This is a genomic window from Hyphomicrobium sp. D-2, from assembly GCF_029872155.1.
GTDB lineage: Bacteria > Pseudomonadota > Alphaproteobacteria > Rhizobiales > Hyphomicrobiaceae > Hyphomicrobium_A.
On sequence record NZ_JARXLA010000005.1, the window covers coordinates 107354 to 123613 of the forward strand.

Sequence of the window (16260 nt, forward strand, 5' to 3'; positions counted from 1 at the left end):
TGTTGGTTGACGCGCGGAATTTGGAACCACAGGGCGAGGAAACATGACGGCTGCTTCAAACACCGATCCGGCATGGGTGTCAGATGTTCTGACGTTCTGGTTCGACAAGCTCGGCCGTAAAGGCTGGTTTGTGAAGGATGCGGCGATCGACGACGAGATCCGGCAGCGGTTTGCGCCTCTCGTCGATGAAATCAACCGTCGTCCCATCGATACGGCAATTTCCAGCCCGGACCACGTGCTGGCCAGCGTGATCGTTCTCGACCAGTTCACGCGCAACATCTATCGCGGTGAGCCGCAGTCATTTGCTTACGATGAGCTGGCGCGGGCAGTGGCGCGACTGGCGATCGCGCTGCATATGGACAACCGCATTCCTCTGGATCGCCGGGTGTTTCTGTATCTGCCGTTTGAACACAGCGAAGCGCTGGCGGATCAGGAGCGCGCGGTTGAGCTTATCAGCACGTTGGGCGACGCCGAGTTCACACGCTATGCCGAGGCGCATCGCGATGTCATCGCGCGTTTCGGCCGCTTTCCCCATCGCAACGCCATTCTGGGGCGGCCTTCAACCGCTGAGGAAACCGCATTCCTGCAGCAGCCGGGCAGTTCATTCTAGCTGCTTGCCGTCGGGGCACGGTTGTCCGCGCGCGGGCTGATCAGCACGACGAGATTAAAAAAAACGCACGGCCGATTTCTCGGTCGTGCGTTTTCTTATTCTGGAGCTGGCCAGCTGGAGCGATTACTCGCTCGCGGCCTTTACTGGCCGGCGCACCGGCTTGCGCAGGAACGCGGGGATGTTGTCGGCAAATGCCAGCGAACGCTTCTCCGGCTGCCGATCGCGATCGCGTGGCGTGCGATCACGGTTGTCGGAACGCTGTTCCTGCTGCGGCCGCGGCGCGCGCGCCTGCTGTGCGCGTTCCGGCTGCTGCTCGTTACGGGGAGCAGACTGCCGTGGCGCCCGGTCTTCGTTACGCGGCTGACGCGAAGGAGCTGAGTTTTCCGACGTGGGTGCAGCGCGGGCTACCGGCGCAGCGGCTGCTGCCTCGGTGGCCGGTGCGGACGCTGACGATGCGGCGCGTGCCTCACCGTTACCGCGTCCACCGCGACGGCGAGAGCGGCGCGGCTTATCGGAGGAACGCTCCGCAGCAAGCTGCGGTTGGTCGCCCTCAACGCCTGCTGCAACAGGAGCTTCAGCACGCTTGGCAGAACCGGAACCGGAGCGGCGCGATCTGTCGTCCGAGCTGCGGGCTTGCGAACCGGCTTCCGCAGACTGCGAACGACCGCTACCACTGCCGCTGCGGCCGCGCTTTGCGTTGTTGCGCCCGCCACGTCCACGGCGCTTCTTGCCGGCTTCCGCGAAGTCTTCCTCGGACGGAGCATCACCGATCCACTCGGCCGGTTCGCCCAGCATTTTCTCGATTTCCTTCATCGACTTCAGTTCGTCGAAGGTTACGAGCGAGGTGGAATGGCCCTCTTTGCCGGCGCGCCCGGTGCGGCCGATGCGATGCACGTAGTCATCGGTCTGCCAGGGCAGGTCGAAGTTGAACACGTGGCTGACATCGGGGATGTCGAGGCCGCGCGCCGCAACATCGCTTGCCGCGAGCAGTTTCAGTTCGCCGGAACGGAACTTGTCCAGCGTTTCCATGCGGCTCTTCTGGTCAAGGTCGCCGTGCAGTGCACCTGCCGAGAAGCCATGCTTCGTCAGCGATTTATGCAGGATGGCGACATCAACCTTGCGGTTGCAGAAGATGATGGCGTTGCGGACGTTGGTTTCGCGGATAAGCTCGCGCAGCATCTCGCGCTTCACCCAGTCCTCGCCGCCTTCGCAATACTGGAAGCGCTGGGTGATCGTCTTCGCGGTTGTGGCTGGCGGAGCAACCTCAACGCGTTCCGGATTGGTCAGGAACTGGCTAACCAGGCGCGTGATTTCCGGCGGCATCGTTGCCGAGAAGAACAGCGTCTGACGGCGCGGCGGCAGCAGCTTGCAGATCTTCTCGATGTCGGGAATGAAGCCCATGTCGAGCATGCGGTCGGCTTCGTCGATGACGAGAATTTCCACGCCCATCAGCATCACGCGGCCGCGCTGGAAATGATCGATCAGGCGTCCGGGAGTAGCGATGAGAACATCTACACCGCGATCAAGGCGTTTCACCTGATCTTCCATCGACACGCCGCCGATGAGTAGTGCGAGGTTGAGCTTGTTGTTGACGCCGTACTTCTCGAAGCTTTGGGCCACCTGGGCGGCCAGCTCTCGGGTCGGGGCCAAAATCAGCGAGCGGGGCATCCGGGCCCGGGCTCTGCCCGTCTCAAGACGGGTAATCATCGGCAGCACGAAGGAAGCCGTTTTGCCGGTTCCCGTCTGCGCAATGCCAAGAACATCACGGCCGGTGACGGCGATGGGAATGGCGGCGGCTTGAATCGGGGTGGGGGATTTGTATCCGGCGGCATCTATGGCCGCCTGCACCTTGGAACTCAAGCCGAGCTCCGCGAAGGTTTTGCTTTCCAAAAGTAAACGTCTCCGTCCTGCGTTCATGCGTTCCCGCGCCAGACGCCTGTTGGAAAGGCGGCAGCGGGTGACGGAGCGCAGGGGGAGTGGCGAAAAGGGCCTAACCGGAAATATCGGCAATCTCGAAAAGGGACGAAGTAAATAGGCATCCCCTGCGCTCGAGCCGTCTGTGTGCTTGCACATGCCAGCTTGAAACGCAAGAAAAACCGCGGTCTGTGGCGTTGAACCGCGGGTTTTCCAGTCAATTTCGGGCCACGAAGCGTGTTTCGTGGCCCGAGTTTAATCAATCGTTGTCGATGAGGCAGCGGCCAAGCAGGCCACCGATCACGCCGCCGAGGATTGGCGCAACCCAGAACAGCCACAGTTGCTGCAGCGGCTCACCAAGGGCAACAGCCGCCGAGGCAAGGCTGCGGGCCGGGTTGATAGAAGCGTTATCGACCGGGATCGCCATGATCTGAGTGGCCGCCAGCGCAAGACCGATAGCGATGGCAGCGAAGCCAGCCGGAGCGCGCGAAGAGGTGACACCCATGATGATGAAGATGAACGCTGCCGTCAGCACAACCTCGATCAGGAAGGCCGAGAACAGCGGGTAGAAGTCGCCGCCGTACATGTTGGCGGCGAAGTTGCCGACCTCAAAGCCGCTCTTGCCGGCGGCAATCAGATAGAACACGAACGCTGCGGCCACGGCGCCTGCGCACTGCGCAATGATGTAGCCGATTGCGTTGGCAGCCGAGAACCGTCCGCCGGCAACAAGGCCGAGCGTTACGGCTGGATTGAAATGACCGCCGGAGATATGGCCAACGGCGTAGATCATCGCCATCACCGTGAAGCCGAGTGACAGTGCGACGCCAATGATGCCTGCGTTCGGAAATGCAAACAGAGCAGCTCCGAGCACGGAAGCCACGAGCATGAATGTGCCGAGAAATTCAGCGGCCAGCGCCTTCATCCGCATTGTATTATCCCCATTGCTGTGATCGCTTCGTTTTTTGATTGAGAACGCACACTGCAACCGGGCACACCTGCCGAAGCGGACAGGCGGCACCGTGCGCGATGTCTACTGCTTCGACGGCGTGAAAGGCAACGTGAAACAGGGCATTGTTTCTATTGACGTAACCGCGCAGCAACGTCGTCGAAAGCAATTCGACTCAATACGCTTTTCAATTTCATTCTGTGCCAGAATGGGTTGCAACGGATTCGGCGCGCGATGACACAGTAGAAAACTGGATGGCTCGACATGCATGTAACCGGAGTGCTCGAGGCTCCCCGGCAAGGGGAAACACACAATCGGCGGCCCGGTCGGGCGAATCGCCAGAACGCCACCGAGGTGCAGGCGCTGAAGGCGCGGGACAATACCACCAACTGGAAATACCTCGCGCGCATCTATCTCGTCATTGCTGTCTCCGTTACCGCAACAGCATGGGCGCTGGAGTCGGCAAAGGTTGGCGAGCTGTCATGGTTGATCGCCATTTCCGTCACGCTCGCGGCCATCGTGGCCATCGGCGCTTCGCAGCATCAGTTTGGCGGGGTGATCCACGAAGGCACGCATTTCATTCTGTTCGCCAACCGCAGGCTCAATGAGCTGGCGTCGGACTGGCTGGCGGCTTTTCCGCTGGTCACCACCACGTATCATTATCGGCTGCACCATCTTGCGCATCATCAGTTCGTGAACGATCACGAGCGCGATCCGGACATCAGCCAGCTGCACGAGAGCGACCACTGGCTCGACTTCCCGATCACGCATGTCGAGATCCTTTGGAAGCTGATGAAGCAGCTTTGGCCGCCGAATCTCATCCGCTACACGATCACGCGCGCTAAATACGGCTCCATGGGCACGGGGACGCTGAACCCCTATGCCGATCCGCAGTATCCGGGCAGCAAATGGCCGTTGCGTATCGGTGCGCTGTTCATTCTCGGCGCGCCCGCAGTGCTGGTGCCGCTGAGCGCATTCGGCCATTGGCAGTCTGCCGCCATTGTGCTGCCCACGATGTGGGCGGCGGCGGTTGTCGCGCTGCTGCGGCTGCCGGCGCATCACTTTCCGCGCACGCGTCTTGCTCCGGTCGTACCCATTCGCCAACTCACCATCAGCCGCGTGACCTACATGGGGGTTCTCTATGGTGCGCTGTCGGCAGTGGCACTTGCCGGTTATGGCGATGCGTGGGGCTACTTCGGCCTGTTGTGGATCGTGCCGCTGTTCACGACGTTCCCGCTGTTCATGATCCTGCGTCAGTGGGTGCAGCACGGCAACGCGGATCGCGGCCGCTACACCAACACGCGCGTGTTCCTTGTCGGGCCGCTGGTGCGCTATGCGGTTTTTCCGTGGGGCATGGATTATCACCTGCCGCATCATCTGATGGCATCGGTGCCGCACTACAACCTGAAGCGCCTGCATGAACTCATGTTGCAGGATCCCGAGTATGCGGAGAAGGGCGTGATCGTCGAAGGTTATTTCGGCGATGAGGACAACGCCAATGGCCGGCCGACGGCGATGGGTGTGTTGGGGCCTGCGCACGCGCCGAAAGCGGGCGAGGCTGCTTACGTCGACAACGCAGCGATCGAATACGCCGATGTGGCTGACGCCGCAGGCATTGCTCGCGAGGTCGAGGCGTCGCTGCGGCGGTAGCTGCTCGCGTCAGACAGGTATCGCCTGGCGATGTTGAAAATCTAAGACGCCTCGGAATCCATGCTTCCGGGGCGTTGTGTTTTGAATCTGTTGACAGCGGCCTCGGATGGACGTCATCGCAAGCATGCTGGGGGCGGGCAGCGTAGATGCGCGCTGGCGGCCGGCTCTCCGCAGGAGAGTCGCCAGCGCAACGAACAACCACGGCCGGCTCCGCGTGAGCGGAGTCGCCTAGCGCCAGCAAAAAAGGCCACGAACGGTGAGTTCGCGGCCTTCATGTTGAGTGGATGTGGGAGGCTCAGCTCACCACCAGGGGAACGGACCCTGATTATACTTTTTCTTCTGCTGCTTGGCAGCCTGACGGCGCTGCGGCTGGTTGCTGTATCCGAAGTTGCCCCAGTTGAAGACGTAGTAGTCGTCCTGAACTTCGGGCTTCGGCTTCGGACGCAGGATGATGCCGCCCTGCAGCTCGCCGCTCAGCAGCACAACGAACTCCGTTGCCTTGCCGGTTTCCTTGTGCAGCGGTTCATCGGAAACGATCAGCGATGAACCGGGCAGCACCAGTTCGGAGATGCGGGCGCGGGCTTCCTCCGGGATTTCAATCCGGTCCAGCGCAGCAGCCGCTGCATCGGCGTCGGTCGGGATCGAAGGCACGGAAGCATTCAGCTTGTGGCGATACATGCCGCTTGCCTTCAGTGGCTCGTTGCCCTTGCGGCCTTCGATCGAAACAACGTTCCAGCGCAGGTCATGACGCCCCGGCTCGAAATCGAGCGCGGTAAAGGTGTGCGTGCCGATCTGGCGATCTTCATCGACGATTGTCACGTCGGTTTCAAACACCGGCTCCATGTCCTGACGCACGTACAGCTTTTTGGCTGCGCGGCTCACGAACACTGATACCGGCGAAAGCTTGCGCTCGGCATCGCGGGCAGCTGCAACAACTTCCTGCAGCTCTGTCTCAGCAGCCTTGGCCTCTTCCTCAGCGCGGTTGCTCTCCTCCAGCGCGGGCGCCATTTCGGCGTTGACCGCCTCAAGCTTTGCCTGCGCTGCCGCGAGGCGCTCTTCCGCCTTGGTCTTGGCCGCTTCGGCCTTGTTGATGGAGTTCGGCTTGGTTGCCTTGGAGAGCACGCGCTCAGCATAGGCGAGGCCGTCGGTTGCGCGCTTTACGTTGCGCTCAGCCGTGGTCACAGCCTTCTTTGAGTTGGCGGACTGACGCGCCAGTTGCTTGGCCTTGGCGCGTGCGTCGGTTGCCTTGCGTTCCAGCTCGACTGCTTCTGTGCGCTTCGCGGCGGCGATGGCCTGGAATGCGGCCATGCGGGCAGCCAGTTCGGGCGGATCGTTCGGACCGCCTTCATAGCGCGTGTCCCTGCCGTCCTCGGTCGGCATCGGCATGGTGTGCGCCGCCTTGGTCAGCACGGCCACATTGCCCTGATAGGGTGTGTGCTTGAACAGCTTGGGGTGCGAGATAGGCGTCGGCGCCATGTTGTTGCGGGAAACGATGACCCGCATGCCGAGCTTGGTCAGCTCGAACATGTCACCGGCGAAGTTGTTGCGCAGGCGCACGCAGCCATGAGAGGCGGGATAGCCGGGAAGGGCGCCACCGTGCAGCGCCACGCCGGTCCAGGTGATGCGCTGCATGAAAGGCATCGCCGCGTCGTCGTAGCGGTTGGAATAGTGCTCGCGGTTTTTCTGCAGGATCGAATAGATGCCTGGCGGCGTATCGTTTGGGCTGGCACCGCTGGAAACCGGCCCATGCATGATCGGCGCACCTGTGGTGTCATACAACGTGACGCGCTGATCGCCGAGCGAAACGACAGCCAAACGCGCCGTTCCGTATCCACGCTGCTCCGTGCTGCTCTGCTGGTTTTCGGCCTCGGCGCTTTTTCTCGACTGGGCGGCGGCTGGTGCGCACAGGGCAGCACCGGCAACCGCTGTCAGCGCGACGAGAGATGGAAAGGAGAGGCGGCGACGCTGCGCATGGATAGGTGCCATTTCAATAACCCTTAGAAAGCTCTAACGCGTGATCTAACGTGAGATTCCCTAAACTCCCATTATCGGGATTGGGCTCCGTTAAAAATCTACAGTGCGACCATCATGCGGCACACAAGCCTGTGAGATGTTGCTGCCTATACAATGTAGTCTATCGGTCAAGATTTATCGAGTTCCTCAAGGAACAATTAACCATGCCCTGGCCGAAAATCTTTGGTTAAAAATCTTTCGCTACGGGAAAGGGTTAGGTTCTCCGTGAGGTTTAGGAGGCCGTAGCCTCCCAACTCACAAAGTTTTCGGCAGTCTGACGCCATTGTGCTGGATAACTGGAGCGCGGGTTCCAGCTTGGGCGAAGGAGCAGGTCAGGCGCTCAGATGTCCAGATCGCGGGCGAAGGCCGCATGCTCCTGGATGAAGCGGAAGCGTGCTTCGGGCTTCGATCCCATCAGCGCATTGACCGCTTCGCCCACTTCGCTGCGATCACCATCGCCGATTTCGACGCGCAGCAACGTCCGCCGCTTGGGGTCCATGGTCGTTTCCTTGAGCTGCGCGGCGTTCATCTCGCCCAGACCTTTGAAACGGCCGATGTCGACCTTGGTGCCGGGCTTGAACTCCTTGGCCAGCAGCTCCGCGCGGTGGGCTTCGTCCCGTGCATAGACGGATTTGGCGCCATGGGTGAGCTTGAACAGCGGTGGTACGGCAAGGAACAGATGCCCGTTCTCGATCAGCTCCGGCATCTGCTGATAGAAGAACGTGATCAGCAGCGAAGCGATGTGCGCACCGTCGACGTCGGCGTCGGTCATGATGATCACGCGCTCATAACGCAGATCGTCGTCATTATATCTCGAGCCGGTGCCGACACCGAGCGCCAGAATGAGATCCGACAGAAGCTGGTTCTGCGAAAGCTTGGCGGATGACGCGTTGGCGACGTTGAGGATCTTGCCCCGCAGCGGCAGAATGGCCTGCGTCTCGCGCTGACGCGCGCTCTTGGCGGAGCCACCGGCCGAGTCACCCTCGACGATGAAGATCTCGGTGCCCGCCGCCGCCTGAATGGTGCAGTCGGCCAGCTTGCCCGGCAGGCGCAGCTTGCGCGTTGCCGATTGACGGCTGACTTCCTTCTCGCGCCGACGCTTCAGCCGATCTTCGGCCTGTTCGATGGCCCATTCCAGCAGCTTGGTGGCCTGCTGCGGGCTTTGGTTGAGCCAGTGATCGAAGGCATCCTTGACGGCGGATTCGACGATGCGCGTCGCTTCCTGCGTCGCGAGCTTATCTTTTGTCTGGCCCTGGAATTCCGGCTCACGGATGAACACCGACAGCATGGAAGCCGCCGTTCCGATCACGTCTTCTGCCGTTATCTGCGCAGCCTTGCGATTGCCGACGCGGTCGCCGAACTCGCGCAGGCCCTTGGAAAGCGCTGATCTGAGGCCGTTTTCGTGCGTACCACCTTCTCCGGTCGGGATGGTGTTGCAGTACGAGCGACTGAAGCCGTCGGCGTCGATGATCCACGCTACAGCCCATTCAACCGAGCCGTGCTTGCCTTCGCGCTCGACGTTGCCGGCAAACAGATCCTTGGTGACCAGCGTGCGGCCGGTGATTTCGGAAGCCAGATAATCCTTCAGGCCGCCGGGGAAATGGAATTCGGCGTCCGCTGGCGTGTCGTCGCTGATGAGTGCGGGATCGCACTTCCAGCGGATCTTGACGCCGCCGAACAGATACGCCTTCGAGCGCGTCATCTTGAACAGACGCGCAGGTTTGAAGTGCGTGTTCTTGCCGAAGATCTTTTCGTCAGGATGGAAGCGCACTTTGGTGCCGCGCCGGTTCATCACCGGGCCCAGCTTCTCAAGCTTGCCCTGCGGAAGACCACGCGAAAACACCATCCGGTAAAGCTGCTGGCTGCGCGCAACCTCAACTTCGCACACATCCGAAAGCGCGTTGACGACCGAGATGCCGACGCCGTGCAAACCGCCAGACGTATTGTAAGCCTTGCCCTCGAACTTGCCGCCGGCATGCAGCGTGCACATGATGACTTCGAGCGCGCTCTTGTTCTTGAACTTCGGATGCGGATCGATGGGAATACCGCGCCCGTTATCAGAGACGCTCAGATAGCCGTCTTTCTCCAGCTCGACCTCGATCCATGTGGCGTGACCAGCGACGGCCTCGTCCATGGAGTTGTCGATGATCTCGGCGAACAGATGGTGCAGCGCCTTTTCGTCGGTGCCGCCGATGTACATACCGGGGCGGCGGCGTACCGGCTCGAGGCCCTCAAGAACCTCGATATCGGCTGCCGTGTAGGCATCGGAAGCATCTGTGGCACGGCGAGCGCGGGCCGTCTTTTCGGTCATGGAGCTTTCGATCGTTGTTAAGAGATCGCGAGCGGCTCCAGCCATGCATCATTCCCTCGATACGACGCGCCGCCGGCACGGGAACGCGGGAACGGGGCCGAGAGCGGCGAATCCCTAAGTTGTGGTTGCTGAGACCTCGCATGCCCGGCCGGGACTTGGCAAGTATGGCCAACGGTCGTCGTCCGTATCTGGGGCAAATGTTTGGGAGTACGTGGTTTTTCGGCCAATCATTGACGCAGCTTATTCGCTGCCTGCACGGGAACGCGCGCAGGAATATGCACGTCCTGACAATTTGCATGAAAGAACCAAAGCAATCTTAGGGTGCAGGAGCGATCATCCTTGAGGCGCTGTTCTGCGCCGATTCAGCAGGCGAGATGCAAGGAGCAGGGAAGATGGCGACCGAGGCGCAGTCCTTAGACGATGGAATGGCAGCAACAACGCGTGAGGCTTCAGCGGTATTTCACTCAGTGAAGGCGCTGCAGTCGGCCGTCGAAGCGCTCTCCGATGCCGGGTTCACCCGTGACGATCTCAGCGTATTGGGTAACGAAAAGGCCCTGCATGAGAAATTCGGGGCCGATATTCCCGACGCCGAAGCCCTGGCTGACAATCCTGACACGCCGCGTGCCACATATGTTGCGCCGGAGTCGCGCGCTGAGGGGCTTGCCGCGCTGGCCGGTATTCCGGTTTACATCGGTGGCGCCGGTGCCGCCGCTATTGCCGCCATGGAAGGCGCAGCCGTCGTGGCCACCGCAGGCGCCGCGCTGGGCGTCAGTGCAATTGCCGGAGCGCTCGGGCTTTATGCTGCGCGCAAAATGGAAAAGCACCATGCCGCGCAGATCGACAAGAACCTGAAAAACGGTGGCCTGGTGCTGTGGGTTCGTACGGACGACAAGCCGCGTGAGGTGAAGGCGGTGGAAATTCTGCGCGCGAACGATGCGGACGATTTGCGCATGCACACCGTGACGCTGCCGTCCGGCGTCAATGCCGTACCGTTCCATAACGCCGAGCCCGATCCGTTCCTGAAGGGTTGAGCGGTCCGGTCATCGGGCTGATGTCAATTTGAGGGGCGGGCTGTTCGGCTCGCCCTTTTTCATATGACAGGCAATTGCATCGCGCGCTGCCGCACTGTGGCAGAAGCATGCACCCCTATCGCTTGACGATGTAAAAAGGGCTACATCAGCGCAACGGGAGCCGCATATTTAAGGCGGCGGCATCATTCTTTTCTGGATGCATGTATGAGCACGTCGCCTGACCCTCGCCAGCGGGATGCGCGCGAAGAGCGCAATGTGATGGCATCGCTCATGGCCGCAGCGCCGTATCTGCTGATGGTGCTGCCCGGCATTGTCTGGGGCGGCAACGCCATCGTGGCGCGGGCGGTGGTTGGCGAATTGCCGCCGGTCGGGCTGGCGTTCTGGCGCTGGCTGATCGCGGCGCTGATTGTGCTGCCATTCGCATGGCCGCATCTGCGTCGCGACATTGGCCCCATGCTGAAAAGCTGGCCAATCGTGCTCCTGCTGGCTGGCATGGGCATCGCGTTTTTCAACGCTGCGCTTTACATCGCGGCTGCCACGACCGGCGCCATCAACATCATCATGCTGCAAACGTCAGCGCCGGTGCTGATCGTGCTGGCGACGTACCTGATATTCGGTGATCGTATCTCGGCGCGTCAGGCGGTCGGCATTGCGCTGTCGCTGGTGGGCGCGGTTGTGCTGGTAGCGCACGGCGACATAAACGTGCTGGCCAATCTTGCGTTTAACAACGGCGACATCTGGATGCTGGTGGCGTGTATCGTCTACGCTGTTTACACCGCGCTGTTGCGGCTGCGGCCGCGCGTGCACTGGCTCAGCTTTCTGTTCACGATCTTCCTGATGGGATCGATGCTGCTGCTGCCATTCTATATCGCCGAAAGTGCTTACGTGATGCCCGTGCCGCTATCGCTGCATGCATTACTTGCTGTTGGCTATGTGGCGCTGTTTGCTTCGGCGATCGGTTATGGCTCGTATAACCGCGCGGTGGAATTGCTCGGCGCCAACACGGCCGGATTGTCGATTTATCTTGTGCCGGTGTTCGGCACCATCTTTGCGATACTGCTGCTGGGCGAACACCCCGAACTGTATCAGCTCGCGGGCACTTTGCTGATTGCAGGCGGCATCGCTCTGGCGGCGCGACGGGCGGCTTGAAGCGCTGCAATTTTTAACGCTTCAGCCGGGCACGTTGTCGATCAGCCGGGTTGTGCCGAGCCAGGCGGCGCCGAGCACACGCAACGGACGCGCACCGAGGGCATTGACGGGCCGCAGCGTGTCGGCCTCTCGGACGGCGACGTAATCCACCTTTGCGAAGCCGGCCTGACGCAACGCCTCGGCAGCCGCTTCGCAAAGCCTCTCAAGTGCCGGAAGCTGATGGATAGGGGCGGGCTGGCCCGGCTCGGGGAACATCGGCACCGCCTTCGGTGCTGGCCGCGCGGCGGCAGTGTTTTGCAGTAGCGCTTGCGCTTTCAGTGCGGTGTCACGCAGCACGCGTGCGAGCGCAGGCGCCACCGCCCGCTCTTCCGCCGACAGGTAAACGTTGCGCGATGACAGCGCCAGATCATCCAATTCACGCGCGGTTTCGGCACCGATGATCTCAATCGGAATGTTGAGATCGCGCACAAGCTGGCGGATGACGCAGAGCTGCTGATAGTCCTTCTCGCCGAAAATCGCGACGTCGGGGGTCGTGGCGCCGAACAGCTTGGTGCACACGGTGGCGACACCACCGAAGAAGTGCGGCCGGAAATCGCTTTCAAGGCCGGCCGCAGCACCTGCGGGCAGCACGCGGGTGGCGAACCCGTCCGGATACATATCCGTCGGCTGCGGTGTCCACACGAGATCGCAGCGCTCCGGGCCGAGCAGGGCGAGATCGGCCGCCTCGGTGCGCGGATAGCGCGCCAGATCTTCGTTGGGTGCAAACTGCGTCGGGTTGACGAAGATGGAAACGATGGTGCGATCGGCCAGATCCGCGGCCCTGCGCACCAGCGATATATGCCCGGCATGCAGAGCGCCCATTGTCGGCACCAGCGCGACCGAAAGGCCCTGACGGCGCCAGTTGCGCACCGTTTCACGCAATTCCGGGATGCCGCGCACGATCTGGATCTGATTGGACACCGTGTTCACCTCACTGACGCAGGTTCTTGAAGCAAGCTCTGGCATGCAAGTTCTGGGCGCACAGCTCTGCGGGTGCGGAAGCCGCCCGTCAAGAGCGCCATTGCGCCGCTTAATCAGGCGGTTCAGCGCCGTCCGATAAGCGCAAGCGCGGCTTCTGCTGATTTGCAGAGTGCTTCCGGAAAAGTGGGAACCGGTTTTCCGATAAGAAGCACGTAGCGAAAGAACCGCTCCCGGAAAAGTGGGAACCGATTTTCCGGCGAGAAGCACGAAAAAACAAACGGCTAGAGTTTTTCCGCGATTCAACGAAGCCCCGAAAGGCTCTAGGGTAGAAGATACCGAATCGCATTGGCAGCAGAGCATGAGGGCGAGATGGTCGTGACAAAGCCAGCAGGGGCCAAAGACGACATCTCCGCGCGCCTGAAGCTTATCCCGGTGCGGGATGAGATCGCGGCCAGCTATCTGCTTGATGAGCGTCAACTCGTCGACCGCCTGATCGAGCGCGCGGTATTCAGCGAGGCCGAGCGCAGCCGTGCATCGGAGCTGGCGTTGCGCCTCGCCCATGCGGCGCGCTCCGGCCGCGGCAAGCAGGCTGGCGTTGAGGCGTTCATGCAGGAATACGGCCTTTCCAGCGAGGAAGGCGTGATCCTGATGTGCATCGCCGAAGCTCTGCTGCGCATTCCTGACACCGAGACCGCCGACGAACTCATCGCCGAGAAACTCGCGGGCGGCGAATGGGATAAACATCGCGGTCATTCGGACAGCATGTTCGTCAACGCCTCCACCTGGGCGCTGATGCTCACGGGTCGCGTTGTGAAAATGCGCGAAGCACAGGGCTCCAATCCCATCAACGCGCTCAAGCGTCTGGTGGCGCGCTCCGGCGAGCCGGTGATCCGGCAGGCGGTGCGGCAGGCGGTGAAGCTGCTGGGCGATCAGTTCGTGCTCGGCCGCACCATTCGCGAGGCAATCGGCAACGCCAAGGACTATCAGGCCAAGGGGTATCTGCTTTCCTATGACATGCTGGGTGAAGCTGCCCGCACGCAGAAGGATGCCGATACCTATTTCGAGCGCTACCTGGCTGCCATCGATGCCGTGGGGCAGGCGGCCGGACCGTTGACAACGCTGCATGCCGATGCGCTTTACGCCCGCCCCGGCATTTCGGTGAAGCTCTCGGCGCTGCATCCGCGCTTTGAGCCCGGCAAGCGCGAACTGCTCAAGTCGGAACTGTTGCCGCGTGTGCTGACGCTGGCACGGGCCGCGCGTGCCCGTGGTCTAACGCTCACCATCGATGCCGAGGAGCAGGACCGGCTCGATCCGACTTTGGAAATTTTTGCCGCAACGCTGGTCGATTCGGCGCTCGACAATTGGAACGGCCTGGGCATTGCCGTGCAGGCCTATGGCAAGCGCGCCATTCCGGTTCTGCGCTGGTTGCGGCGGCTGGCCGAGCGCGCCGGCAAGCGCATTCCCGTGCGACTGGTGAAGGGCGCTTACTGGGACAGCGAGATTAAGTGGGCGCAGGAACGCGCGCTTGAAGATTATCCGGTGTTTACGCGCAAGCAGAACACGGACGTTTCGTATCTTGCGGCCGCGCGGTTGCTCGTCAGCGACGCCAAGGCGTTCTATCCGCAGTTTGCAACCCACAATGCCTATTCCATCGCGGCGACGCACGTTGCGGCGGGGCCCGCGGCCATCGAATTCCAGCGCCTCTATGGCATGGGCGAGGGGCTGTATGATGAGGTCGTCGGCAAGGGCAAGATCATCCGCCGCCCGGTGCGCATCTATGCTCCGGTCGGAAGCCATGAGGATCTGCTCGCATATCTGGTGCGCCGCCTGCTGGAGAATGGCGCCAACACGTCATTCGTCAAGCAATTGGCCGACGACGAGACCACCATCGCCGGGATCATTCGCGATCCGGTTGCGCAGGCGGAAGCGGAGCGCGGCTCCGGCGCCGGGCCTGCGCGCGCGATTGTGCTGCCACGCGACATCTACATGCCCGAGCGCAAGGCTGCGGCGGGGCTGGCGCTGACGGAGCCAACCGTGCGGCAGGCTCTGTTCACGCAGATGGGCAACGCGCTGGATGATGTGTACGCAGCAGGGCCAATCATCGGCGGCAAGGCGATTACCGGCGGCGACATGGCGAGCCTTGTCACCTGTCCGCACGATCGCCGCGAACGGCTGGGTACTGTGCGTGTCACAACGCTCGATCAGGCCGACCAGGCCATCGCCCGCGCCACCGCCGCATCGCAAGCCTGGAACCGGATCGGCGGCGAAAGGCGCGCCGTGGTTCTATGCGCGGCGGCAGATCTGTTCGAGCGCGACCGTGCCCGCCTGATGGCGGTGATCGTGCGCGAAGCCGGCAAGACACTTGAAGATGCGCAGGGCGATGTGCGCGAGGCGGTTGATTATCTGCGTTACTACGCGGCACAGGCGCGGCGCCTGTTTGCCGGACCGGTGACGCTGCCGGGGCCGACAGGAGAGCGCAACACACTGAGCCTCAACGGGCGTGGTGTATTCGCCTGCATTTCGCCCTGGAACTTCCCGCTCGCGATCTTCATCGGACAGGTTGCGGCGGCGCTCAGCGCGGGCAACGCGGTGCTGGCCAAGCCCGCCGAGCAAACGCCCATCACCGCGTTTCTGGCGACGCAACTGCTGCACGAAGCGGGTGTGCCGGGCGATGTGCTGCAATTACTGCCCGGCAGCGGGCGTTTGGGCGAAGCGTTGGTCAAGGACAAGCGCATCAAGGGCATCGCGTTCACCGGATCAAACGAAACCGCATGGTCGATCCAGCGCGCGTTGGCTGATCGGCGCGGCGCCATCGTTCCGTTTATCGCCGAGACTGGCGGCATCAATGCCATGATCGCGGATTCATCCGCCTTGCCGGAGCAGGTGGTGCGCGACGCGGTGCGGTCGGCATTCAACAGCGCAGGCCAGCGCTGCTCGGCGGCGCGGGTGTTGTTCGTGCAGGATGAGGTCGCCGACGAAACGATTGAAATGCTGGTGGGCGCGGTTGAGACACTCGCTATCGGCGATCCGTTCGACTACGCGACCGACATCGGGCCGGTGATCGATGATCCAGCGCAGGATTTTCTGGACGGTCACAAGGTACGCATGCAGCGGCAGGGAACGCAGCTTGTCGATCTGCCGTTGCCCGATGCATGCCGCGCCGGCAACTACGTGACGCCCGCGGTGTTTGAGATTGAAAGCCTTGATGTGCTGGATGGCGAAGTTTTCGGCCCCATCCTGCATGTCGTGCGTTATCAGCGCGGCGCGCTGCCGAAGGTCATCGATGCCATCAACGCGTCAGGTTATGGTCTGACGCTTGGACTGCACAGTCGTCTTGAGACGGTTGCCGATTACGTTGCCGACCATGCGCGGATCGGCAATCTTTATGTAAATCGCAATCAGATTGGCGCGATGGTCGGCACACAGCCGTTCGGAGGCGAGGGGCTGTCCGGCACCGGTCCGAAGGCTGGCGGCCCTCATACGTTGCTGGCCTACGCCACCGAGCGCGTGCGCTCCACCGATCTCACCGCGACAGGCGGAAACATCGAGCTGCTCACGCCGGAGAGCGACGCTGGCGCGTGAGACCAGCCATGCCTGAAGCCAAGCTAAAGGCGGGGATTGCAGGAGCGCGCGGGGGGCGTCATTCTGCTATTCCGGCTGCCAATATGATGTTTGC

General features: G+C 61.9%; 10 protein-coding genes. 5 read left to right on the forward strand and 5 right to left on the reverse strand.

Translation table 11 applies throughout. The features are described 5' to 3' along the window. Positions 1-43: 43 nt before the first annotated feature. Positions 44-610 (forward strand): DUF924 family protein, encoded by a 567-nt coding sequence (locus QEZ49_RS10615; RefSeq protein WP_280386724.1) that lies wholly within the window; start codon positions 44-46, stop codon positions 608-610. Between the two features lie 123 nt (positions 611-733). Here the strand turns inward: QEZ49_RS10615 and QEZ49_RS10620 are convergent, their stop codons facing one another. Further along, the gene (locus QEZ49_RS10620) at positions 734-2500 is read right to left on the reverse strand and encodes a DEAD/DEAH box helicase (protein ID WP_280386725.1); all 1767 of its coding nucleotides are present in this window, start codon (positions 2498-2500) and stop codon (positions 734-736) included. Positions 2501-2783: 283 nt separating this feature from the next. Further along, on the reverse strand, positions 2784-3452 hold the full coding sequence (locus QEZ49_RS10625; RefSeq protein WP_173954472.1) for an aquaporin: 669 nt from the start codon (positions 3450-3452) through the stop codon (positions 2784-2786). Between the two features lie 282 nt (positions 3453-3734). Here QEZ49_RS10625 and QEZ49_RS10630 point away from each other — a divergent pair, with 282 nt between their 5' ends. Beyond that, positions 3735-5120, forward strand: a complete 1386-nt coding sequence (locus QEZ49_RS10630; RefSeq protein ID WP_280386728.1) for a fatty acid desaturase — start codon at positions 3735-3737, stop codon at positions 5118-5120. A 300-nt stretch (positions 5121-5420) separates the two neighbouring features. On the opposite strand, the gene QEZ49_RS10635 is transcribed toward QEZ49_RS10630, so the two are convergent. Both QEZ49_RS10635 and parE read right to left on the reverse strand, forming a co-directional pair. Continuing rightward, on the reverse strand, positions 5421-7106 hold the full coding sequence (locus QEZ49_RS10635; protein WP_280386730.1) for a L,D-transpeptidase family protein: 1686 nt from the start codon (positions 7104-7106) through the stop codon (positions 5421-5423). A 367-nt stretch (positions 7107-7473) separates the two neighbouring features. Next, positions 7474-9444: a DNA topoisomerase IV subunit B gene (parE, locus tag QEZ49_RS10640; RefSeq protein ID WP_280387286.1), complete on the reverse strand. Its 1971-nt coding sequence runs from the start codon at positions 9442-9444 to the stop codon at positions 7474-7476. Positions 9445-9836: 392 nt separating this feature from the next. On the opposite strand from parE, the gene QEZ49_RS10645 reads away from it, so the two are divergent. Next, on the forward strand, positions 9837-10475 hold the full coding sequence (locus QEZ49_RS10645) for a hypothetical protein (RefSeq protein ID WP_280386732.1): 639 nt from the start codon (positions 9837-9839) through the stop codon (positions 10473-10475). 204 nt (positions 10476-10679) lie between these two features. Next, positions 10680-11624, forward strand: a complete 945-nt coding sequence (locus QEZ49_RS10650; protein ID WP_280386734.1) for a DMT family transporter — start codon at positions 10680-10682, stop codon at positions 11622-11624. A 21-nt stretch (positions 11625-11645) separates the two neighbouring features. Here QEZ49_RS10650 and panC read toward each other — a convergent pair whose 3' ends face one another. Beyond that, entirely contained in the window at positions 11646-12584 is a 939-nt protein-coding gene (gene panC / locus QEZ49_RS10655) for a pantoate--beta-alanine ligase (protein ID WP_280386736.1), read from the reverse strand. Positions 12585-12959: 375 nt separating this feature from the next. On the opposite strand from panC, the gene putA reads away from it, so the two are divergent. Further along, positions 12960-16166, forward strand: coding sequence for a bifunctional proline dehydrogenase/L-glutamate gamma-semialdehyde dehydrogenase PutA (gene putA, locus QEZ49_RS10660; RefSeq protein WP_280386738.1), 3207 nt, complete (start codon positions 12960-12962; stop codon positions 16164-16166). Positions 16167-16260: the final 94 nt, after the last annotated feature.

Coding starts and splice junctions, on each gene's coding strand:
- QEZ49_RS10645 (WP_280386732.1), top strand. CDS start 9,837: ATGGCGACCGAGGCGCAGTCCTTAGACGATGGAATGGCAGCAACAACG.
- QEZ49_RS10635 (WP_280386730.1), bottom strand. CDS start 7,106: ATGGCACCTATCCATGCGCAGCGTCGCCGCCTCTCCTTTCCATCTCTC.
- QEZ49_RS10615 (WP_280386724.1), top strand. CDS start 44: ATGACGGCTGCTTCAAACACCGATCCGGCATGGGTGTCAGATGTTCTG.
- QEZ49_RS10630 (WP_280386728.1), top strand. CDS start 3,735: ATGCATGTAACCGGAGTGCTCGAGGCTCCCCGGCAAGGGGAAACACAC.
- parE (WP_280387286.1), bottom strand. CDS start 9,444: ATGACCGAAAAGACGGCCCGCGCTCGCCGTGCCACAGATGCTTCCGAT.
- QEZ49_RS10625 (WP_173954472.1), bottom strand. CDS start 3,452: ATGCGGATGAAGGCGCTGGCCGCTGAATTTCTCGGCACATTCATGCTC.
- QEZ49_RS10650 (WP_280386734.1), top strand. CDS start 10,680: ATGAGCACGTCGCCTGACCCTCGCCAGCGGGATGCGCGCGAAGAGCGC.